The sequence below is a fragment of the Uliginosibacterium sp. TH139 genome, assembly GCF_002855595.1.
Classification (GTDB): domain Bacteria; phylum Pseudomonadota; class Gammaproteobacteria; order Burkholderiales; family Rhodocyclaceae; genus Uliginosibacterium; species Uliginosibacterium aquaticum.
In genome coordinates this window covers 130968-152812 of record NZ_PKRR01000006.1, presented here as the reverse complement: position 1 = coordinate 152812, position 21845 = coordinate 130968, and the positions used below count along the sequence as shown (strand labels likewise).

At 64.8% G+C, this 21845-nt stretch carries 21 protein-coding genes; 9 read left to right on the top strand and 12 right to left on the bottom strand.

What is annotated here, in order from left to right; genetic code table 11:
• Positions 1–11: 11 nt before the first annotated feature.
• The 8 genes from deoC to C0V76_RS14660 are packed head-to-tail and all read right to left on the bottom strand — an operon-like array spanning position 12 to position 7710.
• A complete protein-coding gene (gene deoC / locus C0V76_RS14695; protein ID WP_101943365.1) occupies positions 12–791 on the bottom strand; it encodes a deoxyribose-phosphate aldolase in 780 nt (259 codons plus the stop codon).
• 17 nt (positions 792–808) lie between these two features.
• Positions 809–1600, bottom strand: a complete 792-nt coding sequence (locus tag C0V76_RS14690; protein ID WP_216821749.1) for a purine-nucleoside phosphorylase — start codon at positions 1598–1600, stop codon at positions 809–811.
• Between the two features lies 1 nt (position 1601).
• A complete protein-coding gene (gene cdd / locus C0V76_RS14685) occupies positions 1602–2030 on the bottom strand; it encodes a cytidine deaminase (protein WP_101943363.1) in 429 nt (142 codons plus the stop codon).
• Positions 2031–2032: 2 nt separating this feature from the next.
• Positions 2033–2983 carry an ABC transporter permease gene (locus C0V76_RS14680; RefSeq protein WP_101943362.1) on the bottom strand — a complete coding sequence of 317 codons (951 nt, stop codon included), beginning with the start codon at positions 2981–2983 and terminating at the stop codon, positions 2033–2035.
• Positions 2976–4130 (bottom strand): ABC transporter permease, encoded by a 1155-nt coding sequence (locus C0V76_RS14675; protein ID WP_101943361.1) that lies wholly within the window; start codon positions 4128–4130, stop codon positions 2976–2978. Before C0V76_RS14675 ends, C0V76_RS14680 begins: the two co-directional genes overlap by 8 nt.
• Positions 4127–5710: an ABC transporter ATP-binding protein gene (locus C0V76_RS14670; protein ID WP_173894004.1), complete on the bottom strand. Its 1584-nt coding sequence runs from the start codon at positions 5708–5710 to the stop codon at positions 4127–4129. The genes C0V76_RS14675 and C0V76_RS14670 overlap by 4 nt, the downstream gene beginning before the upstream one ends.
• Positions 5707–6714: a LacI family DNA-binding transcriptional regulator gene (locus tag C0V76_RS14665; RefSeq protein WP_101943359.1), complete on the bottom strand. Its 1008-nt coding sequence runs from the start codon at positions 6712–6714 to the stop codon at positions 5707–5709. Before C0V76_RS14665 ends, C0V76_RS14670 begins: the two co-directional genes overlap by 4 nt.
• A gap of 18 nt (positions 6715–6732) precedes the next feature.
• Entirely contained in the window at positions 6733–7710 is a 978-nt protein-coding gene (locus C0V76_RS14660; protein ID WP_101943358.1) for a BMP family protein, read from the bottom strand.
• 187 nt (positions 7711–7897) lie between these two features.
• Here C0V76_RS14660 and add point away from each other — a divergent pair, with 187 nt between their 5' ends.
• From add to C0V76_RS14625, 7 genes are all read left to right on the top strand, one after another.
• Positions 7898–8944, top strand: a complete 1047-nt coding sequence (gene add, locus C0V76_RS14655; protein WP_101943357.1) for an adenosine deaminase — start codon at positions 7898–7900, stop codon at positions 8942–8944.
• A gap of 344 nt (positions 8945–9288) precedes the next feature.
• Positions 9289–9702 carry a hypothetical protein gene (locus C0V76_RS19685; RefSeq protein ID WP_143707435.1) on the top strand — a complete coding sequence of 138 codons (414 nt, stop codon included), beginning with the start codon at positions 9289–9291 and terminating at the stop codon, positions 9700–9702.
• 83 nt (positions 9703–9785) lie between these two features.
• Positions 9786–11921 (top strand): TonB-dependent siderophore receptor, encoded by a 2136-nt coding sequence (locus C0V76_RS14645; RefSeq protein ID WP_101943355.1) that lies wholly within the window; start codon positions 9786–9788, stop codon positions 11919–11921.
• An 8-nt stretch (positions 11922–11929) separates the two neighbouring features.
• Positions 11930–13489: an ABC transporter substrate-binding protein gene (locus C0V76_RS14640; RefSeq protein ID WP_101943419.1), complete on the top strand. Its 1560-nt coding sequence runs from the start codon at positions 11930–11932 to the stop codon at positions 13487–13489.
• Entirely contained in the window at positions 13486–14460 is a 975-nt protein-coding gene (locus tag C0V76_RS14635) for an ABC transporter permease (RefSeq protein ID WP_101943354.1), read from the top strand. Before C0V76_RS14640 ends, C0V76_RS14635 begins: the two co-directional genes overlap by 4 nt.
• Positions 14453–15253 (top strand): ABC transporter permease, encoded by an 801-nt coding sequence (locus C0V76_RS14630; RefSeq protein WP_101943353.1) that lies wholly within the window; start codon positions 14453–14455, stop codon positions 15251–15253. Before C0V76_RS14635 ends, C0V76_RS14630 begins: the two co-directional genes overlap by 8 nt.
• Positions 15250–16653, top strand: coding sequence for an ABC transporter ATP-binding protein (locus tag C0V76_RS14625; protein ID WP_101943352.1), 1404 nt, complete (start codon positions 15250–15252; stop codon positions 16651–16653). The genes C0V76_RS14630 and C0V76_RS14625 overlap by 4 nt, the downstream gene beginning before the upstream one ends.
• Before the next feature lie 31 nt (positions 16654–16684).
• Here the strand turns inward: C0V76_RS14625 and C0V76_RS14620 are convergent, their stop codons facing one another.
• Positions 16685–17824: a hypothetical protein gene (locus tag C0V76_RS14620; protein WP_101943351.1), complete on the bottom strand. Its 1140-nt coding sequence runs from the start codon at positions 17822–17824 to the stop codon at positions 16685–16687.
• Positions 17825–18022: 198 nt separating this feature from the next.
• On the opposite strand from C0V76_RS14620, the gene C0V76_RS14615 reads away from it, so the two are divergent.
• Both C0V76_RS14615 and bfr read left to right on the top strand, forming a co-directional pair.
• Positions 18023–18319, top strand: coding sequence for a bacterioferritin-associated ferredoxin (locus C0V76_RS14615; RefSeq protein ID WP_328824905.1), 297 nt, complete (start codon positions 18023–18025; stop codon positions 18317–18319).
• A 174-nt stretch (positions 18320–18493) separates the two neighbouring features.
• On the top strand, positions 18494–18973 hold the full coding sequence (gene bfr, locus C0V76_RS14610; RefSeq protein WP_101943350.1) for a bacterioferritin: 480 nt from the start codon (positions 18494–18496) through the stop codon (positions 18971–18973).
• 76 nt (positions 18974–19049) lie between these two features.
• On the opposite strand, the gene C0V76_RS14605 is transcribed toward bfr, so the two are convergent.
• The 3 genes from C0V76_RS14605 to C0V76_RS14595 form a co-directional block, all read right to left on the bottom strand.
• Positions 19050–19910: an NAD(P)-dependent oxidoreductase gene (locus tag C0V76_RS14605; RefSeq protein WP_101943349.1), complete on the bottom strand. Its 861-nt coding sequence runs from the start codon at positions 19908–19910 to the stop codon at positions 19050–19052.
• Positions 19911–20066: 156 nt separating this feature from the next.
• The gene (locus C0V76_RS14600) at positions 20067–21050 is read right to left on the bottom strand and encodes a hypothetical protein (RefSeq protein ID WP_101943348.1); all 984 of its coding nucleotides are present in this window, start codon (positions 21048–21050) and stop codon (positions 20067–20069) included.
• Between the two features lie 159 nt (positions 21051–21209).
• Positions 21210–21839 (bottom strand): response regulator transcription factor, encoded by a 630-nt coding sequence (locus C0V76_RS14595; RefSeq protein ID WP_101943347.1) that lies wholly within the window; start codon positions 21837–21839, stop codon positions 21210–21212.
• Positions 21840–21845 lie beyond the last annotated feature (6 nt).

Below are 21845 nucleotides of genomic sequence, written 5' to 3'. Positions count from 1 at the left end.
GCCTGCCCCCTTCAGTAGACGCCAGGGGCGGCGCTGCTGTGCGAGGCCTCGCCGGAGAGCACCCGCTCGATATCGTCCAGCACGCTGCTGGCGCCGATCCGGAAACGCTCTGCAGAAAGTGCCGCCTCGCCCAGCAGGCTGCGGGTCAGTTCGATGTAGGTTGCCGCATCACTCACCGTGCGGATTCCGCCGGAAGGCTTGAAGCCGACACGCCCTTCGGCCGCGGGATCCTGCCGGATCGCCTCGAGCATCAGGCGCGCAGCTTCGGGCGTGGCGCTGATGGTGGTTTTGCCGGTACTGGTCTTGAGGAAATCGGCACCAGCCTTCAGCGCCAGGCGCGAGGCACGGGCGATGGCTTCGTGCTGCAGCAGCATGCCGGTTTCCAGAATCACCTTCAGGGTCAGGTCCGGGCAGGCCTCGCGTGTGGCCTGCATCACCTTGAGTGCAGCGGCATCATCGCCGCGCAGCACATGCTGCCAGGGCAGCACCAGATCCACTTCCTGCGCACCGGCAGCCACAATCTCGCGGGTATCCCGCACAGCGCGTTCAACATCCGCGTAGCCATCCGGAAAATTGGCAACGGCGGCCACCCGGATGCTGTCAGGCAAACGATTGCGCGCATAACCCGCAAGGCGCGGCCATACACACACGGCCGCGACCTGACCAAAAGCGCCCTGAGCGCGTCGGCACAGCCGTTCGACGTCCGTTTCGGTATCGTGATTGTTGAGTGTGGTCAGATCCAGACTGGCCAAGGCGATCCGCGCGGCTTGCTGCAGTTGTTCGGTATTCATCGGTAAGACTCCGCAGTTCAGAGATTGGCAATGATGCGTGCCAGCAGGCCGCTGGCGGTGTCGCCGGCAGCTCGGGCCTGGGACAGTGTGTGAGAGTGGCTGAGACTCTCGCCAGAGAGCCCCGCCGCCATATTGGTAATCAGCGAGAAGGCCAGCACCGGCAGCCCCATGCGCCGCGCAAGAATGGTTTCCGGCACCGTACTCATGCCCACGGCATCCGCCCCCATGAGCTCGAACATGCGGATTTCCGCTGGCGTTTCGAACTGGGGGCCGAAGCTCCACAGATAAACGCCTTCGTGCAGACGGGTGCCGCTCTCGCGTGCCACCTCATGCGCCACCCGGCGCAGCGCGGGATCGTAGGCATCCTTCATGTCCACGAAACGCTCGCTGCCCATCTCCCCCACCAGCGGCGAGCGCTGGGTGGCATTGATGTAGTCATTGATCAACATCAGGCTGCAAGGCTCCATGGCCGGCCTCAGGCTACCCGCAGCGTTGGTCAGCACGATCGCTTCGCAGCCAATGTCCCTGAGCGTTTCCAGCGGCAGGCGCATGCCGTCAACCACGCCATCCTCGTAGGCATGTTTGCGCCCACTCATGACAGCCACCTCGGTCTGGCCGATTCGCCCCAGCCACAGCTCGCCGCCATGGCCCTGCACGGTAGCCTCGGGAAAGCCGGGCAGCTCAGCGTAAGGCACCCGCACCGGATCGACGACATGTCCGGTGAGCCCTCCCCAGCCCGATCCCAGCACGACCGCAACGCGGGGCTTGTGCTGGGGGTAAAGCGCTTTCAGTTTCTCTGCTGCGTTCATGTCATTTGTCATTTTTAAGATGTTCCGGACCAAAGCTCTCTGGGAGCAGCTGGGCGAGCGTGAAGCTGGCGCGCACCATCTGCCTGTCTGCAATGAGAATGGGGGTGTTGGGCAAGGCAAATTCACGCAGCTTCTGGCGGCAGCCGCCACAGGGCGTCACCAGCCCCGGGCCTTCACCCACGACGAGCACGGCTCTCACTGCCCGGCTGCCGGCGAGCACCATCGTGCTGAGCGCCCCGGCTTCAGCGCATACGCCCTCGGGGTAAGCCGCGTTCTCGACATTGCAGCCGGCATGGATGCAGCCATGCTCATCCAGCACCGCCGCGCCAACGAGAAAGTGCGAATACGGCGCGTAAGCCCGCAGCTGTGCATCCAGCGCGGTCTTCCACAGGGCCGTGCGAATCGATTCAGGTAAAACAATGGCTGACATGCTCAGCGCTCCTTGAGATAGGGACGACCCAAAGCCCCCGGGGCCTGGGAACTGCCCATGAACCCGGCGAGCAGGATCACGGTCATCAGATAAGGCAGTGCCTGGATGAACTGCACCGGCACCTCACCGATGACAGGCAGCACCGCGCCCTGCAGGCGGATGGCCAGTGCATCGAGAAAACCGAACAGCAGGCAGGCAGCGAGGGCGGGCAAGGGGCGCCACTTGCCAAAGATCATCGCCGCCAGCGCCATATAGCCCCGCCCTGCAGTCATATGCGGGGCGAACGCGGCGTTCTGGGCCAGCACCAGATAGCTGCCTGCCAGGCCGCACAGCAACCCGTTGAGCGCCAGTGCCGAGAAGCGCAGGCCATGCACCGATACGCCGGCGGCATCCACCATGTGAGGGTTCTCGCCAACAGCACGCAAGCGCAGCCCGAAGCGGGTGTGCTGCAGCAGCAGCCAGACCCCGGGCACCAGTGCCAGCGCCAGATAGACCAGCACGTTGTAGCCGGCCAGACCATTGCCGATCAGATCCCCCAGCACCTCCGGCGCTTCCGGCCACAAGGCACGCAGGCGCACTTCATCGGGCAACGCGGGGGTCTGTCCGCCCTGGTGGAAGCACGCAATGCCCAGCACCACGGTCAGCCCCGCCGCGAGGATGTTGATCGCCATACCCGATACCACCTGATCCCCGCGATGGATCACGCAGGCATAGCCATGCAGCATGGACAGGGCGAACGCCACGCCAATGGCGGCCGCCAGGGCCACAAAACTGCTCCCCCAGACGGCACCGGCGGCACCGGCAGCGAAGGCCGCACACAGCATCTTGCCTTCCAGGCCGATGTCGATCACCCCGGAACGCTCCGCCAGCACGCCCGCCAGCGCGCACAAGATCAGCGGGGTCGCCACCCTCAGGGTTGAGGCCAGCAGGGTGCCCAGCATGAGCTCATCCATGCTGCGTCTCCTTTTCGGTAAAAGATGCCTCACGGCGGGAACACGCATGCACAAGGCGCGCCACCGGCCCGGCCACCACATGCGACATTGCGCCGGAGACCAACACGATCAGGCCCTGCAGCATCACCACCATGTCGCGGGTGAAGCCCTGGACTTCGAAAGCCACTTCCGCGCCCCCCTGAAACAGCGCACCAAACAACAGGCTGGCCATCACGATCCCGAACGGATGATTGCGCCCGATCACCGCCACCGCGATGCCGGTGAAGCCTGCGCCGCCCACGAAATCCAGCAGCAACTTGTCATTCACGCCAGCGATCTCATTCATCCCGACCATCCCGGCCAGCGCTCCCGAGCAGGCCATCGCCAACAGAGTCTGATGACGCGGATTGATACCGGCATATTCGGCAGCGCTGGCGCTGGAGCCAAAAGCGCGCAGGCGAAAACCCGCACGGCTGCGCCACAAGAGGAGATACACCGCCACGGCCGCCCCCAGCGCCAGCACAAAGCTGAGATTCAGCGGGGAAGACGGCCATTCCACTCCCAGGCTCGCCAGCACCTGATGAATCCCGGAAAGATGGGCCGATGCGCCGAAGGGAGCGCTCTCCACGGCCATGCCGTCATTGACCTTGAGCTGATGCACCAGCAGATAGCTCAGCAAGGCGCTGGCCATGAAGTTGAACATGATGGTGGTGATCACCACATGGCTGCCCCGCCAGGCCTGCAGATAGCCCGGCACGGCGGCCCACAGGGCCCCAAAGCTCATGCCGGCAATCAGCAGCAGGGGCCACATCAGATACCAGGGCAGGCTGTTCGAGAGCCATAGCGCCAGCAGGCCAATGCCCAGGCCGCCGATGCTCGCCTGCCCCTCCGCACCGATATTGAATAGCCCGCCATGCGAAGCCAGCGCCACGGCCAGTCCGGTGAAGATGAAGCTGGTCGTGTAATACAGCGTGTAAGACACTCCGCGCAGACTGCCAAAAGCGCCCTGCAGCAAGGTTTCCAGCACCAGCCCCGGCGCCTGCCCGACCAGCGCCACGACGCCTCCTGCCAGCGCAAACGCGATGGCGAGATTGACCAGCGGCATCAGCACCAGCTCTGCCCAGCGAGGCATCGGTGGGGTCGCGCCCGATTTGAAGAAGCTGATCATGCCTCGGCCTCCTCAGCCACCTGGGCGACGTCGGTTTCGCTCATCAGCATGCCCAGGGTTTTCTCATCGCACGCCTCGATCGGCAACTCACCCGTAATGCGTCCGGCATTCATGACCAGCACGCGATCCGCCAGCGCCAGGATTTCATCCAGCTCGCTCGACACCACCAGCACCGAGCAGCCGGCATCGCGCAGCTCCCGCAGGCGGGCGTGAATGAATTCGATGGCGCCGATATCGACGCCGCGCGTCGGCTGCCCCACCAGCAGCAGCACCGGGTTCTGACCGATCTCTCGCGCCAGCACCAGCTTCTGCTGATTGCCGCCGGAGAATTTCGAGCTGCCCAGTTGCGGCAGCGGCGGGCGCACATCAAAGCGGCTCATCATCGCAGCCGTTGCCGCCATCATCGCGGCACGCCGCATCCAGCCCTTGTGGCTATAGGCAGGCAACGCTTCGTAGCCCAGCACAGCAGACTCCCACGCCGGGAAGTCCATCACCATGGCCCGTGCGTGACGATCTTCCGGCACATGGGCCAGGCCCAGCTGACGTGCTATGCGCGGATCCAGCCAGCGCTCGCCGGGCATAACCCCAAACGTTTGCGCGCCCAATTTCAAACGCCCCGCCTGGGGGCTTACCAGGCCCGAGAGCACGGCGAGCAATTCGCTCTGACCATTGCCGGCCACGCCGGCCACGCCCACGATTTCGCCGGCACGCAGGCTCAGGCTCACCTCTTTCAGCCGCACACAGCCCATGGCATCAGTGAAGCGCAAACCCTCTGCGACGAGGCGGATCTCTCCTGTCACCTCTTCCGCGGGCTCGCTTCGCCCCAGCGAAACCTTGCGCCCGACCATGGCCTCCGCCAGTTGCTCCACCGTCGTCTCGGCAATGGCGCATTCATGCACCACACGCCCGGCACGCATCACCGTCACCTGATCACACAGGCGCATCACCTCCTTGAGCTTGTGAGTGATGAGGATTACGGTGCAGCCCTGCTCGCGCAGCTTGGCCAGCACGGCAAACAGCTGCTCGGTCTCGGCGGGGGTCAGCACCGCAGTCGGCTCGTCCAGAATCAGGATGCGGGCACCCCGGTACAGGGCCTTGAGGATTTCAAGACGCTGCCGGTCTCCAACGCTCAGATCCCCCACCCGCGCATCCAGATCCACCACCAGGCCGCTGCTCTGCATCAGCGCCAGCAGGCGCTCGCGCGCCATGGCCTGGGCCCGGCGCAGGAAGAAGCCCTGCTCCGCGCCGAGCAGGATGTTGTCGAGCGCGCTAAGCCGGTCGACCAGCATGAAGTGCTGATGCACCATGCCCAGCCCCAGCGCGATGGCGGCATGCGCATCGGGAATCCGGACCGGACGGCCCTCGATCTCGATCTCGCCTTCATCGGCCTGATAGAAACCATACAGCACCGACATCAGGGTGCTCTTGCCCGCGCCGTTCTCGCCCACCAGCGCATGAACCGTCGCAGCCCGCACGCTCAGGCTCACCGCATCGTTGGCCTGCACCGTGCCGAAACGCTTGTGGATGTTGTGCATCCGCACGGCCAGAGGCTTCACTTCCACCTGTTCAGTCATGTTCATCCTTTCGGCGCCGGTCCGGTGGAAGCACGCTCGATCAGGTGCGGCGCCATCACTACCTCACGGACCGGCAACACACGCTTGCCCAGACGCTCGAGCAGCACCGATGCCGCCATCTCGCCCAGCTCGCGGATCGGATGACCGACCGAAGTCAATGCCGGGAACATATAGCTGCCCATATCGATGCCGTCGAAACCGATCACGGACAACTCGCCGGGTACGGACACGCCCAGTTCGGCCGCGGCACGCAGCACCCCGATGGCCATCATGTCGTTACCGGCCAGGATGGCCGTCACCTCTCGCTGGCGGAGCAACTCATGCGCCAGCGCATGGCCAGCCGCCGCGGAAAAATCCCCTTCCAGCATCCAGTCGGCACGGATTTCGATACCCGCCTCCTGCAAGCCAGCAACCCAGCCTGCCGTGCGCTCGCGACTGACCTGGAAACGCGACGGGCCGGACAGGCAGGCAATCCTCCGGTGCCCCAGCGCCGCGAGGTGGGACGCGGCCAGGCGCGCCCCCGCGTCATGATCGACCCGCACCAGATCCGCTTCCAGACCCGGAATACGCCGCTCTACCACCACCGTCGGCACGCGCGCAAAACCCAGACGCCGGACCAGCGGCTCCGGCTCACCAGCCGCCGCCGCCAGCAGCAGCCCATCCACGCGCCGCTCGAGCAGAGTTTGCAGATAGTGCGTCTGCAGCTCGGACTCATCGTCCGTATTGCACAGGAACACCGAGTAGTCCGTCTGCCGGCAGCGCTCTTCGATTCCGCGCGTCAGCTCGGCAAAGAAGGGGTTGGTGATGTTGGGCACCAGCACACCGAACACGAAGGTTTCACTGGTTTTCAGTGCCCTCGCCACGGCGCTGGGCGCATAGCCCATTTCGGCCACTGCCTGTTCCACCCTGGCACGTGCTGCATCGCTCACCCGCCGCGTGCCGTTGAGCACATGGGAAACCGTGGTGAACGACACGCCGGCCCGCGCGGCGACATCCTTGATCGTACTCATGCCTTGTATCCTGTCGGCTTACTTGCAAACGCCATTGACATAGTCGGGAACTTTCACACGACCGGAGATGATGTCGGCCTTGATCGTCTCGACCTTCTTGGTCATCTCTGAAGAGATCAGTGCCGCGTTGTATTTGTCGAGCGCGTAATCCACACCGCCCTCCTTGAGGCCCATCACGGAGAGCCCCGTACGTGTAGTCACCAGCGCCTGATACACCGCTTCATCGACCCGCTTGATCATCGAGGTCAGCATAGTGCCCGGCTGCATGTAGTTCTGATTGCTGTCGACACCGATGGCCAGCTTGCGTGCATCCTTGGCCGCCTGATAAACACCGGTCCCGGTGCCACCGGCCGCCGCAAACACAACATCGACGCCACGCGCGAACTGCGCCCGGGCCAGCTCACCGCCTCGTGCCGGATCGTTCCAGGCCGCCCCGGTGGTGCCGGTCATGCTGGCCATCACCTCCACCCCCGGATTGACGAACTTCGCTCCCTGCTCGTAACCGCACTGAAACTTGCGGATCAGCGGCACATCCATCCCGCCAACGAAACCGATCTTGCCGCTCTTGCTGGAGAGCGCCGCCAGTGCGCCAACGAGGTAGCTGCCTTCGTTTTCCTTGAACAGGATCGACTGGACGTTCGGCAAGGGCACCACTTCGTCAATGATCACGAAGCGCTTCCCGGGAAAATCCTTGGCAACCTTGGCAACGGCGGACTGCTGTGAAAAACCGATCGCAATCACCGGATTGGTGCCGCGCTCAGCCATCCGGCGCAATGCCTGCTCGCGCTGGGTCTCGGCAAAGACCTCGAATTCAGCCACGCGCTGCCCGGTCTCCTTGCTCCAGCGCTCGACGCCGCGATAGGCCGCCTCGTTGAAAGATTTGTCGAACTTGCCGCCCAGTTCATAGACGATGCCTGGCTCGGCCGCTGCGACACTACAACCCAGCACTAAACTCATCAGCCCGATGCGATGAACAAATTTCAGTGCGTTACTCATCTGTTGGCTTCCTGTGATCAAAGGGATTTGATTCGCGCTCTGCAAACGTTTGCATTGAGAAAGTATAAGCAGGCTCCATGCCAACTTTGGTTATAGAAATGTGACGCTCGTGCTGGCCTGAAACCTGCTGTTGCAGGACGAGCAATTCTTGCTCCAAGATCAGATCAATCCAGGAAGGACAACAACAATGACTCACCCCACCCCCGGCACCGTAAATTGGCCGTCCATGCCCAAGGCTTTGCTGCATGAGCATCTGGACGGCGGCCTGCGGGCCCAGACCCTGCTGGACCTGTGCGCCGAGCGCGGGATTGCCGTGCCTGCCGGTAGCGCCGCAGAACTGGCGCAATGGATGCAGAGCAACGCCAACTCGGGCAGCCTGGTGCGCTATCTGCAAGGCTTTGCCCTCACCGTTGAAGCCATGGCCAGCGCAGCCGCCTGCCAGCGCGTTGCCTTCGAGGCGGCTGAGGACGCGCTTCTAGATGGCTGCGTGCTGGCCGAATTCCGCATGGCGCCCTTGCTGCTGGAGCCCTTTGGTATCACACCGGAAGCGGTCGTCGAAGCCTTGCTGAGCGGCCTGAAGGAAAGCCGCCTGGCCAGCGGCCTGATCCTCTGCGCCATGCGCACCGATACGCCGGAAGCCTCACTGCGCACCGCCCGCCTGGCTGCGCGCTACAGCGATCAAGGCGTCGTCGGCTTTGACCTGGCCGGTGCCGAGCTCAATTACCCGCCGGGCAGCCACCAAGCGGCCTACCTCGTGGCCCGCGAGGCCGGGCTGGGCCTGACCTGCCACGCCGGCGAAGCGGACCTTGGCAGCCGCGTGCTGGAAGCCGCGCAGATCGGCGCCCGCCGCATCGGCCATGGCGTAAACATCATGGCGCCCCCGGATGACGCCACCGGCGCGGCCTGGCTCGCCGAGGCACGCGCCCTGAACCTGCACTTCGAAGTCTGCCCCAGCAGCAACGTGCATACCGGCACGGTGGCATCGCTCTCCGAGCACCCGATCCGCCGCATGCTGGCGGCAGGCTTGTCGGTATCCTGCTCCACCGATAACCGGCTGATGTCAGGCGTCACGCTCAGTGAAGAGTTTTCCAGTCTGGAGCAGCACCTGGGGCTCTCCGTCACCGAAGCCGTACGCCTGACCCGGCACGCCATCAGGGCCTCGTTCCTGGAAGAATCCCAGCGCCTGAAAGCCATGCAAGCACTCGATCAATGGCTCGTACGCTCCACTGCCTGAAAGGTCTGAAACAGCGGGCAATCGTTTGCGCAAACGATTGCCTAGCACCAAAGCGGTGAAACAGGCGCAAGTTTGGGGCATGGCGGAGCCCGCTCTCCGCGATACCCCAAAGCGCTCTGCGGTGATTCTGAAACTCTTCGCAGCCAATCCAGCGGCCTCCCGGACCACTCCGGAAACAGTGGCCTGCCCTGCATCCTCCTCGCTGCGCGCACCAAAGCCCTGGCATGGGCTTTGGTGTCTGCGGCAGGCACATCTTCATACGCAACGTAGTTGCATATAAGAATGGCTTGTGTTGGAATCCGCACCCTTCCATTGACACGGCGCCTGAAGCTGTCGCGCCACGCATGAGACGCCCCACCCTCTTTCCGTTCAAGCAGCTCAGGCCCGTCTCCCGCCAAAAACATGCGCTGGGGGCCGGTCTGCGCTCACGCGGACAATTGCTGATCCTGCGCGCATTGCTCCTGATCCTCTGGCTGAACGCCTCGCTCATCTGGAGCCTGCATTGGGCACAGCACTTCGAGCAGCCTCCGCAGACCAGCTTCGAGCAGACCACCCCAGCAGATAGCGACGAAGGCCTGACTCACCGCCTCTGCAGCCAGTGCCAGATATTTGCCCACCTGATCGCGCCGAGGCTTGCGCCACCAGAGGCACACCATCCACTCAGCCTCAGCCTTGCGCCAAAGCATGAGCTGCCTGCTCCGCCAGCCCTCACCCGCAGCTGGCTGCACTTCCCCCGCGACCCTCCAGACGCTGCCTGAGCCCAGGCTCCCCGTATCACACCCTCTGGCCAACGCCCCGCGCCCGGCCGGGATACGCACACGTCTGCCTTCTGGAGTTGTCCATGAATACCCCCAAGCTAAATATCAAGCACCTGAGCCTCGCCGTCCTGACCACGCTTTCGCCGCTGGCCGCAAAGGCCCAGACCCCGCCAGCTCCTGCCGAGCTGGAGGCCATCACCGTGGTGGGGCGCAGCAGTAGCGGTAGCTATCTTTCGGAAGAAGCCACTGCCGCCAAGACCAGTTTGCCGGTGCGTGAAGTGCCGCAATCGATCCGCGTTTTCACCAAGCAGGCCATCGACGATCTGGGTGCCACGCGCCTGGACGATGTTTTTGACTTTGTGGGCGGAATTTCGCGCCAGAACAGTTTTGGCGGCCTGTGGGACAACGTCGCCGTGCGCGGACTACCCGGTAACGAGAACACCGGTATCGCTACCCTGCTCAACGGCATGACGGCCAGCCGTGGCTTCAACGCGCCGCGAGATCTGGCCAGCGTGGAGCGTATCGAGTTCCTCAAGGGCCCGGCCGCCGCGTTGTATGGCAGCAGCGAACCGGGTGGCACGCTGAACATCGTATCCAAGCGCCCCTTGTGGCAAGCCGCCAACTCGATCGAGGCTTACGCGGGCAGCCATGGCTACTGGCGTACCGCGCTGGACAGCACCGGCCCCTTAAGCGAAAGCCTGGCCTATCGCCTGAACCTGGCCGCCGAAAGCCGTGACGGTTTCCGCGACTACACGGATTCGGACCGGCAGGTTGTAGCCCCCGCCTTCACCTGGAAAATGGGTGCCGACACCCAGCTTGAATTCGTCGGCGAGTACCTGCGCCATGCAGCGCCGCTTGATCGCGGTGTGGTCGCTGTAAATGGGCAGCTCGGCCAGATCCCGCGCGAGCGCTTCCTTGGCGAGCCCTCGGATGGCAAGATCACCCTGCGCAACGCCAACTCACAGGCCATCCTGACCCACATCTGGAACGATGCCTGGCTGAGTCGCTTTGTGCTCTCGGAGCGCGAGACCAGCCTTGAGGGTTACTCGACAGAGGCGTCCGCCCTGCAAAGCGATGGCAGTCTGCGCCGCCAGCGCCGCTACCGCGATTACGACTCGCAGGATCTGGGCTTCCAGGCCGAGCTGCAAGGCAATCTTGAGCTCGCCAGCACGCCGCACGAAATCCTGTTCGGCTACGAAACCTATCGTTACACCATGGATACGGTGATGTTGCGCGCCAATCCCAGCGCAGCCTCGCCCTATGCGATCAACATTTACGATCCGGTCTACGGGCAGGCTCAACCCACGCCGGGTGCCAACACCGACACCTACGAAACCCAGCGCAACAACGCCTTCTACCTGCAAGACGCGATCAGTCTGGCGCAAGCCTGGCGCCTGATGGCCGGCCTGCGCGTGGACAACTACAGCCAGTCGCTGCAGAACCGTCGCACCACCACCACCACGGAGCAATCCCCCTCCGCCACCTCGCCACGTCTGGGGCTGAGCTGGCTGCCCTCGAAGCAATGGACACTGTTCGCCAACAGCGGCCAGTCCTTCCGCCCCAATGCGGGTTCTGATCGCAACAGTGAAGCTTTCGAGCCGGAGAAGGGGCGCTCTTTCGAACTGGGCAGCAAGTGGGAAAGTGCGGACAAGAAGCTGGCCGCCAACGCCGCGCTGTTCCAGATCCGCAAACAGAACGTGCTGACGACGGATACGCAGAACAGCAGCTACTCGGTCGCCGCGGGTGAAGTCCGCAGCCGTGGCGCCGAGCTGGAGTTTTCCGGCCAGATCACCCCCCGCTGGCGCGTCAACAGCGCCGTGTCCTACACCCAGGTCGAAGTACTGCGCGACAACACCCTGGCCATCGGCGAGAGTCTGCTCAATGTGCCTGCGGTGGTCGCCAGTGCCATGGCGATGTACGAGAACGCGTTCAGCAATGGTCAGCGCTATGGCGCCGGAGGAGGAGCGACCTACGTCGGCGAGCGTCTTGGCCAGGCCCGCACCCAGGCCGAAGCAGACGCCGGTAGCCCCGCCTTCAATCTGCCGGCCTACACCACAGTGCGCCTGAATGCATATTGGCGCCCGACAAAGTCGCTGCGCCTCACGCTGGATATCGACAACCTCTTCGACACCACTTACTACACCAGCTCCTACAGCACGCTGTGGGTGTCGCCCGGCAGCGGCCGCAGCTTCACCCTTGGCGCGCAGTACAGCTTCTGAGAATGACCATGACCCAGCCTGAACCCGACGGCCTTCGCCGCCGTCTTCTCCAGGGCGCTGGCCTCGGCGCCCTGGTGCTGGCCTGTCCGCCCTTGCGCGCACAGCCTGCCGTGAAGCCCTTGCTGATCGTTTCCTCATGGGAAATCAGTGGTCTTGCTCCTGCCGCCAGCGGCTATATCTTCACCCGCCTTCAGGTGACGGAAACCCTCCTTGACGCGCGGGACGACGGCACGCCGGAGGCGGCACTCGCGGCGAGCTGGAAGGCCTCGCCGGATGGCCTCGAATGGCACTTCGAACTGCGCCCCGGCGCACGCTTCCATGACGGTAGCCCGGTCACGGCACAGGCCGTGGCGCGCAGCCTGAACCTGGCACGCACTCCGCCGGGAGTGCTGAGCATGGCGCCTATCCGCAGTATCGAAGCGGCAGGCGAAAAACTGCTCCGGATCCGCCTGGCGATCCCCTACATGCCGCTACTCAGCCTGCTGGCGCACAGCAGCACGATGATCCTCGCGCCCGCCAGTTTCGAAGCGAAGGGGACGGTGCGCGAGATCATCGGCAGCGGCCCCTACCGGATCAGCAAACTGGAGGCCCCGCATCAGGTCGAGACTCGCCTCTCCGAGCACTACGATGGCCCTCGCCCTGCCATTGCACAGGTGCGTTACATGGCCGCCGGGCGCGCCGAAACCCGCACCCTGATGGCCGAATCGGGCCAGGCCGATCTGGCGTACAACCTGGACCCCGTCAGCATCACCCGCTTGCGCCAGCGCACATCGCTCAGCATCGCCTCGGTGACCCTGCCGCGCACCCTGGTTGTCAAACTGAATGCCGGTCTCCCCGGACTCAAGGATCTGCGCGTGCGCCAGGCCCTGAGTCTGGCCATCGATCGGCCCGGCATCGCGCGTGCCCTGCTGCGCGACCCGGAGCTAGCCGCCAGCCAGCTGATGCCCCCTTCGCTGGGCGCCTGGCACGATCCGTCCCTGCCGGCGCTCAAACGCGACCCGGTGGCGCTCAGACAACTGATGCAGCAGGCCGGCTGGACGCTCGGCGCCGAAGGCTGGCATGACGCCCAGGGCCAGTTGCTGCGCCTCAAGCTGCAGACCTTCCCGGATCGCCCGGAGCTGCCGGTGCTTGCCGCCGCGCTGCAGGATCAATGGCGCCAGGCGGGTTTCGCAGTGAGCGTGAGCATCGGCAATTCCGGCGACATTCCGCTGGCCCATCGCGACGGCAGCCTGCAGATGGGCCTTGCCGCGCGCAACTACGCCACCGTACCAGACCCGACCGGCACCCTGGCGCAGGACTTCGGCCCCCACGGCGGCGACTGGGGCGCCACACACTGGTCCAGCCCGGTCGCTGTCGACGCCCTGCAGCGCCTGGTGCGCGGTGGGCTCGACAAGGCGCAACTCGCCGCCCAGCGCAAACGCCTGCTGCAGACCCTGCATGAAGAGCTGCCCCTGATCCCGGTGTGTTGGTATCGCCAGAACGTCGCGATCAGCAAACGCCTCGAAGGTGTGAGCCTGGATCCACTGGAACGCAGCTTCCGCCTCACTGGCATGAGGTGGAAAGCATGAGCCCGACCCAAACCTCCGCCTGGCGCGGGCTGCTGCTGCGGCGCGCGATCCAGATCCTGGCGCTCCTGCTGATCATCGGCAGCGTCTGCTTCCTGATGGTACGGGCACTACCCGGCGACATGGCGATGCGCATCGCCGCCAGCCGCTACGGCTACGATTTCGTCGGCAGCGCCGCCGCCAGCGCCGTCGCGCAAGAGCTGCAACTGCAACGCCCGCTGTGGCAAGCCTGGCTGGAATGGCTGGGCCAGCTCCTACGCCTGGACCTGGGTCACTCGCTGGTCAGCGGCGAAGCCGTATGGCACGAGATGGCCCACCATCTCGCCGCCAGTCTCGATCTGGCGGTCACCACCCTGCTGCTGGCATTGCTGATCGGCCTGCCGCTGGGCATCGCTGCCGCACTTCGGCCGGGCGGTGTCGCAGACCGGATCGCGTTGCTGTTCGCGGTTGTCCTGCGTGCCACGCCGGCCTTCCTGCTGGGCATCCTGCTGATGCTGCTGCTCGCGGTGCACTGGGGCATGCTGCCCGCAGCACACGACGATCAGGGCGGCACCCTCTGGCTGCCAGCCCTGACCCTGGCCCTCGGTCTGGCCGCCGGGCTGGCACGCATCAGTCGCAGCGCGGTGCGTGAAGCGCTGGCCTCGCCAGCCTGCGAGTTCGCCCGCAGCAAGGGCTTGTCGGATTTTCAGGCGCTGCTGCACCACGCCCTGCCGCTGGCGGCCCTGCCGGTGCTGGCCTATCTGGGCGTTCATCTGGTGCTGCTGGTGGAAGGCACTGTGGTTGTCGAAAGTCTTTTCGCCTGGCCCGGTGTGGGCCACGCACTGGTGCATGCCGTGTTCGCCCGTGATGTTCCCGTCATTCAGGGGGCGGCACTGAGCATGGGCCTGCTCTTCATCCTCTTCAATCTGTTGCTGGACGCCCTGATGCTTGCCATCGATCCGCGCCAGCGCAAGCCCGGAGCCTCCGATGCCTGAGACCTTCTCCGCCCGCCTCGCGCGGCATGGCGGCCTGGGATTGCTGATCCTGATCGCCTGCTTCGCCCTGCTGGGCCCGGCACTGATCGGAATCGATCCGGCGACGCAATCCCTCGGAGACTCCCTGCTGCCCCCAGGCGCCAGCCACTGGCTGGGAACCGATGTATTCGGCCGCAGCGTACTGGCGCGCCTCGCCCACGCCGCCCAACTTTCACTCGGGCTGGCGCTGCTCGCGGCACTGAGTGCGGCACTGCCCGGTGTGCTGGCTGGAGTGACCGCCAGTTGGTGCGGCGGTCGCATCGAGCGCGGGCTGGTGATGCTGGCCGACGCCTGCATGGCCGTGCCCGGCCTGCTGCTGGTGCTGCTCTTCGCGGCCATTGCGCCGGGGCAGTACTGGGCGCTGTACGTCGGCTTGGCCCTGTCACTGTGGGTGGAATATTTCAGGGTCACGCGCGCCGCCAGCCGGCCGGTCCTGCATGGCGATGCGGTTCAAGCCTCGCGCCTCCTGGGCTTTGGCAAGCGCTACATCCTGCGTCGGCATGTGCTGCCTGCGCTCACGCCGCTGCTGGCCACCTTGTTGCCGCTGAGTGCTGCGCAAGCCGTGCTGGCTCTGGCCGCGCTGGGCTTCATCGGGGTCGGCCTGCAACCGCCGACGCCGGAACTGGGCGTCATGATGATCGAATTTTTCCCTTTCTACAGTGAAGCCCCCTGGCTGATCGCAGCGCCGGTTACGCTGCTGATCCTGTTGGTGCTGGGCATGATGCTGCTGGCAGGTGACAAGGAACTGACATGAATACGGACCTCATCCTCGAAGCCTCCGGCATCTCGGTGCACGCCGGCAGCCAGCGCCTGTTGCGCGAGCTTTCCTTCACGCTGAGGGCCGGCGAAGTGCTGACCATCCTGGGCGAAAGCGGCGCGGGCAAGTCTCTGCTGGCAGACGCCTTAATGGGGAACCTGCCGGCCGGGCTCGTCGCAGCCGGTGAAGTCAGCATTCAAGGGCAGCGCAGTGCCGCCCGGGACACGCAAGCGAGTCGCGCGCTGTGGGGCCGCAAGATCGGTCTTCTGCCCCAGGAACCCAGCCTGGCGTTGAATCCGGTGCGTCGCGTCGGATCGCAGCTTGAAGAAGTCTTCCGCCTGGTCCGGGGGCTGCCCGCTCATGTTGCTGCCGAGCAGGCCGCTGAGCGACTGCAGGAGGCCGGCCTCGGCGCGGCCTCTGCCCAATACCCCTGGCAACTCTCCGGCGGCATGGCCCAGCGCGCCGTGACCAGCATGGCGCTGGCCGGTGGTGCCTCCCTGCTGATTGCTGACGAGCCCACCAAGGGACTCGACGCGCACTGGCGCACGCATGTCACCGAAAGCTTGCGCGCGGTGAGCGAAGCTGGCGGCGCGGTGCTGCTGATCACCCACGATCTGCGCGTGGCCGAGGCCCTGGGTGGGCGCATGCTGGTGCTGCGCGGGGGCGAACTGATCGAGGCGGGCGAGACCGCTGACATCCTGCGCGCGCCGAGCGAGGCCTACACCCGTGAGCTGATTGCGGCTGACCCCGCGCACTGGTCCGCACGCCACGCGCCCGCCAGCGGGCCGCTCATCGTGCAGGGACGCGGGCTCAGCAAAGCCTTCAACGGTAAAACACTCTTTCATGCGCTGGACCTCGATCTGCACGCCGGCGAGCGCTTCGTCGTGCAAGGCCCCAGCGGCACCGGCAAGAGCACCCTGGGCAACGTGTTGCTGGGCTTGCTGCGGCCCGATGCCGGCAGCGTGATCCGGGCGCCCGGCCTCGCGGCCACCGCCTTGCAGAAGCTGTATCAGGACCCCGTGGCCTCCTTTCCAGGGCGACAACCCCTGGGCAGTAGCCTGCGCGATGCCTGCCGGCTGCACGGCGAGGCCTGGTCTGCGCTGCAAGCCCGACTGGATGGCCTGAAGATCGACGCCAGTCTGCTCAGGCGCCGCCCCAGTCAAGTCTCTGGCGGCGAACTGCAACGGATCGCCCTGGCGCGCGTGCTATGCACCCGGCCCGCCCTGCTGTTTGCGGACGAACCCACTTCCCGCCTCGATCCGCTCACCCAGCGTCAGGCGCTTGAGTTGCTGGGCGACGCCATGGATGAAAGCGGCGCAGCGCTGATGCTGGTCACCCATGACGAAGACATTGCGCGGGTCTTCGGCCAGCGCCAGCAGGTGTTTGCTGCGCACTGACCATGGGGAGGCCGGCTCGCCCGGGGAACGCCTATTGGCGGCGCCGCACGTATAGCATCCAGGGCAAGGCAATCAGCAGACTGATCCATTCGTAGCGGCTGAGCACCTTTGCCAGGGCGACAATGAGCACGCAGAGCACAGCCAGTACGATGCCATCGATCAACAGCGGGGTGATGGCGCGCGCCTGGGCCGCAGGCTGCTCGATCACGCGCGGCGCAGAGGGCGGGTTCGTCTCGGTAACCGGGACGCTGGCCGCGTCCTGCTGCGCGGCCGATACGGTGGCATCAGGCAGCGCAGGCATCAGCATCGAGCCGCCTTTCCCCCCTTCACGCCAACGACGCTCGTTGGCTGCGGCGCGTTGCAAGGTATCGACCCAGGCATCGAGCCGCTCACCCCAGTGATCAATCCTCGCGGCCTCCTCGGCACTGGCGCACACATAAAGATTGCCTTCATTCTTGGGGTGCGTGTCGTTTGAAAAGCGCGCCTGCTCGCCATGCAGATAATCGAGCAGGCGATGCGGCAGGGTCAGGCTTCGGGAGTGCGGCAAGGTCGGCAAGCTGGACCACTCCGCGTCTCCCTTGTTGCCTGCGCGAAGCTCTGTCTGGTCTGGCAGACGCCACCTGCCGCGCAAGCCATCTTCCGGAAAGAGTTCGGCCTGAAGGCGCGCGGCGCTGGCGCTCCAGTCGGTCTCCGGCACCGAAATCGCCTCGCCCATGCCGAGGCACCACCAGGTTTCGATGTCGCCGGCATACGCCCCTGGATCAGGCACCCAGCTCCACTCGCCACTCGCCTCCCGTGCGGCTTCGAGCGCGGCGTCGTTGGCGTCCGTACAGCCCGGTATTTCTTCCCCCGTCAGCCAGCGCTCACAGCCCTCCGCAAAATGCACGCAGATCAGTCGCTCCCCCCAGTAGAAATCCTCGCCTGCGGGAACCTGCCCGGACTCCGTCGCATGCAGGGTAAGACGCATGGCCCCACGTGATCGGAGCCAGAACAGCCAGGCGCAGAAATCGGCGGCGATCAGTGTCCGTCCTGGCAAGGACCGGAACAGCTGGGGCGCTTCCCAGAACACGCCGTGGCGGAACCAGTCGTCCAGCTCATTGCCGCCGGCGAGATACTGGCTACCCCAGGCACACAGGGCAATCTGGCGCCAGCTTGAATCGGATGTGCTCATGAGAAAACCGGGAGTCGGGACATGCCCGCGACCCTAGCACGCCGGCATTCAAGCGATAAGCGCCTCCGCCTGGCGGCACGGCAGGACTCCAACACCTGGCTGGACCAGGCAGCGCCGGGCTTTGCTGCAGCAGACACGGAACAGACGAATTGCCCTGCGACGGCGGTGACAGCCAATCCAGCAAAGATAGGCTTGCAAATGAGAACGGATCGCATTATCTTTCAATCCATCACCCCACCACGCACCCCGGGTACCGCCATGTATGTTTGCGTCTGCCATGCTGTCACTGATCGCGATATCGCACGCGCTGCGGCCGATGGCGCACGCACGGTGCGCGACCTGCGCGAGTCGCTCGGAGTGGCCAGCAGTTGCGGCCGATGCGCCCAGTGTGCCCACGCCTGCCTGAAGGAGGCGAGTGCAGCACCGCACAGAACAATCCCCCTGTTGCATGTCGCCGGAGATGGGCTCGGCCAGAGGGAGTTCGCAACCGCCTGAAGGCTTTGTGCTCCACACTCCTTCCTCGCGCACCTTCCGCGCCATGCCTATCAGGGTCATTCATTAAATTGACCTTGATGCATGGCGTTTGTCTTGTGCACAATGGACTCATGCCTGCGGCGGAGAAGCCCCTCTCCACGCGGTACGCCCCCAGCCCTTGAGAGGAGTCCCAGCATGGAAGGTGACAAGAAAGTCATTCAGTTGCTCAACCGCCAGCTCACCCACGAATTGAGCGCCATCAACCAGTATTTCCTTCACGCCCGCATCTACAAGCACTGGGGCTTCGAGAAACTCGGCAAGCACGAGTACAAGGAGTCCATCGAGGAAATGCATCACGCGGACATGCTGATCGAGCGCATCCTGATGCTCGACGGTCTGCCCAACCTGCAGAATCTCAACAAGCTTCTGATCGGCGAGAATGTGCCGGAGTGCCTGGCCGGCGATCTCAAGCTCGAAGTCACGGCCCACGCCGACCTCAAGGAAGCCGTCGCCTACTGTGAGTCCGTGCGCGACTTCGTTTCGCGCGACATCGTGATGGAGATCCTCGAAGCGACCGAGGAACACATCGACTACCTCGAAACCCAGCTCGAAGTGATCGAAAAGGTGGGGCTGCAGAACTACCTGCAAAGCCAGCTCGAACCCGAAGGCTCCTGATCCGCCTGATCTCTGATGTAACAAGGCCCGGCAGCTTATGGCTGACCGGGCCTTTTTGCAGCCTGCGACAAGCGGCTCAGCGCACCACGCGATACACCGCAGCAATGTCGTCGTCACCATGCCCGGCGATGTTGGCGCGCTTGAACACCTCGTTGGCAGCAGAGGCCGCCTGCAGGGACTGGCCCAGCTCCTCGCTGAGGGCCAGCGCGAGGCGCAGATCCTTCTGCATGTGCTTGAGCGGGAAGCTGGTGCTGGCGTCATCGTTCAGCAGCATCGGCCCCTTGCCCTTGAACATCGGGCAGGCCATCGCCCCCGCCTCGATCACCTCGAGGATCTTGGCGCCATCCAGATTGCCCTTGAGCCCCAGCGCCAGGCCTTCGCTCAAGGCCACCATCATCGAGCCCATGATCATGTTGACCACCAGCTTCATGCGCGCGCCCTGCCCCACGTCACCGAGAAACACGCGTTTCTTGCCGAGCTTGTCGAAAGCCGGCCCGGCTTCGTCGTAGAGACTCTGATCACCCGCGGCAAGGATCACCAGCGTACCGTCTTCCGCCGGCTTCTTGGTGCCGGACACCGGCGCTTCGAGAAAACGCCCACCCTTGCTGGCAATCGCGGCAGCAATCTCACGGGCGGTGGCATCATCAACGGTGGACATGTCGATGTAGCCCTTGCCCGCAGACATACCTGCCAGCACGCCATCGGCCGCGAACACGGTTTCGCGTGCCGCGGCCGGGTCGGCCAGGATGGCGATGGTGAAATCACAGGCTTCCACCACTTCGCGCGGCGTAGCCGCTTGAGCCGCCCCCTGCGCCACCAGCGGCGCGCACTTGGCTGCCGAGCGGTTCCACACTGTTACTTCAAAACCCGCCTTGAGCAGATTGGCGGCCATCGCCCGCCCCATGATGCCCAGCCCCAGAAAACCGATTCTTGCCACAACAACACTCCTATGAATTCAGCACTCACGCTCGCCGGAGCGAGCCTCCGGCAGACAGGCCGTAATGGTGCGTCAGCAAACCGGCGCTGCCAATGGCAGCGGGCTGATGTTTGCTATATGAGAGGGCCGGCAGCCCCGCCGCCGAGCTCGGGCTTCTCAGGCAACGGCGAGCGCAAACTCGTGCGCCCGCGCCTCGCGGTCATGCAAGGCCACCACCGCGCTGATTTCCGGATCCACCTTGCCGGAGCCCAGTGACTCGACGAAATGGCAGGCTGAATGCGAGGCTGCCGCCCGCTCGTAAGCCGCCACCCATTGCTGCCGGACGCCCAGCCGATCCGGGGGCACCGGCCAGATCCCGGGGCGGGGGCGCATATGATCGCTGATGCCGATCCGCCAGGGCTTGGCCGTCAGCCGGGCACGAAAGCATTGCTGGTTGCTGCACATACGCACATAGACCGGGTCCGCCCCGATCGCCGCAAAGAACTGCTGCACCTCGGGTGCGGATGCCTCGAAGGCCTGATGTGTGGCCAGTAGCCGGAAGCCGCCCGGCGTACGATAGAGGCGCACGTTCCAGGCCGGATGCCTGGCCAGGAAATCCATCAGACGCTGCCGGGCGATGCGTTCATGCCCGCCCTTGCGCAACAGGTTCAGGCGATCCATGCCTCCGGCAAGCGGCCCGGTCAATAGCAGGGCCAATAACAACAAACCTCCCGCGATGCCCCAGCTCCGCAAATGGAATCCGCCGATCACTACTGCCAGCAGCGCCAGCAATCCGAACACAGCGAAACGCAGTCCGGCCCGCGGGGTGCTCGCGAAATCCACATCGGCAAATAGCGCACGCGGGGTGTTGAGGCAGTGCGCGCCATATGAATTTCGGGTAACGACCTCTTCGCCGTGGCGGGACAACACCTCTTCGCGAATGGGAACGCCGAAGGCTCCGTTGTAGGCCGCCTTGGGCTCGCGGCGCGTCAGCTTCTCTCCACCCAGAAGACGCTGCAAGGCCTCTGCCGCACGAGCTTCGGCCATTGCACGCGCATCGTCTTCACTGCTGCTTGACCAGCCCCAGCGACGGATGGTGATTTGCTTGCCAGCCGCGCGATGCTGCTGGCGGGCTTCCGCCCAGTAGTCAGGAACGATCATCAGGTAGGAGGCGTAAAAGGGTTGGGTGCAAGCGCGGTCTGAAAGATGAGCCGGGGTTTTCCCAACACACCGGTGGGCACGGCTAAGCCATCATTCTGCAGGCGTCGCCCGTTTCCCACGAAAAGCATTCGCGGTCATTGCGCCTACAGCCGCGCCCCCTCAAAGCCCGGTCCACTTCCGCTCCACCGCGAACTTGACCAGTGCCGAGGCGCCTTCTAGCTCACACTTGCGCTTGATGTTGAGGCGGTGGGTCTCCACGGTCCGCACCGAGAGGTTCAGGCTGGAGGCGATTTCCTTGCTGGAGCGGCCTTCGGCAATCAGAGTCAGTACCTCCTGCTCGCGCTGTGTGAGGAGTGGCGCGGGGGTGGCGCCGGCAGCCAGGGCGTCGGCCACGCCGGCGGAGTAGTAGCGCTTGCCAGCCATCACGGCGTGGATGGCAGCGACGATTTCCTGCGCCGGGCTGTCTTTCAGCACATAGCCGCGGGCGCCCTGACGGAAGGCCTCGACAACGTATTGCGGCTGATCGTGCATGGTGAGCATGATCACCTGCACCTGTGGATAGCGCTCGTGCAGCTTCTTCACCAGCTCGATGCCGTTGGCGCCGGGCATGGCAATGTCCATCAGCACCACATCGGGCTCCTGGCGCTCCAGCGCAGCCAGCGCAGCGATGCCATCGTCGGCCTCGGCAATGATCTCGAAGCCGGGCACAGTGGCCAGGCGCAGGCGCAGCCCGTCGCGCACCAGGGGGTGGTCGTCGACGAGCATGAGTTTGACGCGGGATGCTTCCATATTCCG

Bases quoted from the DNA above. Each gene is read 5' to 3' on its own strand.
- C0V76_RS14620 (WP_101943351.1), bottom strand. From the start codon at position 17,824: ATGAGCACATCCGATTCAAGCTGGCGCCAGATTGCCCTGTGTGCCTGG.
- C0V76_RS14595 (WP_101943347.1), bottom strand. From the start codon at position 21,839: ATGGAAGCATCCCGCGTCAAACTCATGCTCGTCGACGACCACCCCCTG.
- C0V76_RS14675 (WP_101943361.1), bottom strand. From the start codon at position 4,130: ATGATCAGCTTCTTCAAATCGGGCGCGACCCCACCGATGCCTCGCTGG.
- C0V76_RS14660 (WP_101943358.1), bottom strand. From the start codon at position 7,710: ATGAGTAACGCACTGAAATTTGTTCATCGCATCGGGCTGATGAGTTTA.
- add (WP_101943357.1), top strand. From the start codon at position 7,898: ATGACTCACCCCACCCCCGGCACCGTAAATTGGCCGTCCATGCCCAAG.
- C0V76_RS19685 (WP_143707435.1), top strand. From the start codon at position 9,289: ATGAGACGCCCCACCCTCTTTCCGTTCAAGCAGCTCAGGCCCGTCTCC.
- deoC (WP_101943365.1), bottom strand. From the start codon at position 791: ATGAATACCGAACAACTGCAGCAAGCCGCGCGGATCGCCTTGGCCAGT.
- C0V76_RS14600 (WP_101943348.1), bottom strand. From the start codon at position 21,050: ATGATCGTTCCTGACTACTGGGCGGAAGCCCGCCAGCAGCATCGCGCG.
- cdd (WP_101943363.1), bottom strand. From the start codon at position 2,030: ATGTCAGCCATTGTTTTACCTGAATCGATTCGCACGGCCCTGTGGAAG.
- C0V76_RS14680 (WP_101943362.1), bottom strand. From the start codon at position 2,983: ATGGATGAGCTCATGCTGGGCACCCTGCTGGCCTCAACCCTGAGGGTG.
- C0V76_RS14665 (WP_101943359.1), bottom strand. From the start codon at position 6,714: ATGAGTACGATCAAGGATGTCGCCGCGCGGGCCGGCGTGTCGTTCACC.
- C0V76_RS14615 (WP_328824905.1), top strand. From the start codon at position 18,023: ATGAGAACGGATCGCATTATCTTTCAATCCATCACCCCACCACGCACC.
- C0V76_RS14640 (WP_101943419.1), top strand. From the start codon at position 11,930: ATGACCCAGCCTGAACCCGACGGCCTTCGCCGCCGTCTTCTCCAGGGC.
- bfr (WP_101943350.1), top strand. From the start codon at position 18,494: ATGGAAGGTGACAAGAAAGTCATTCAGTTGCTCAACCGCCAGCTCACC.
- C0V76_RS14670 (WP_173894004.1), bottom strand. From the start codon at position 5,710: ATGAACATGACTGAACAGGTGGAAGTGAAGCCTCTGGCCGTGCGGATG.
- C0V76_RS14625 (WP_101943352.1), top strand. From the start codon at position 15,250: ATGAATACGGACCTCATCCTCGAAGCCTCCGGCATCTCGGTGCACGCC.
- C0V76_RS14630 (WP_101943353.1), top strand. From the start codon at position 14,453: ATGCCTGAGACCTTCTCCGCCCGCCTCGCGCGGCATGGCGGCCTGGGA.
- C0V76_RS14635 (WP_101943354.1), top strand. From the start codon at position 13,486: ATGAGCCCGACCCAAACCTCCGCCTGGCGCGGGCTGCTGCTGCGGCGC.
- C0V76_RS14690 (WP_216821749.1), bottom strand. From the start codon at position 1,600: ATGAACGCAGCAGAGAAACTGAAAGCGCTTTACCCCCAGCACAAGCCC.
- C0V76_RS14645 (WP_101943355.1), top strand. From the start codon at position 9,786: ATGAATACCCCCAAGCTAAATATCAAGCACCTGAGCCTCGCCGTCCTG.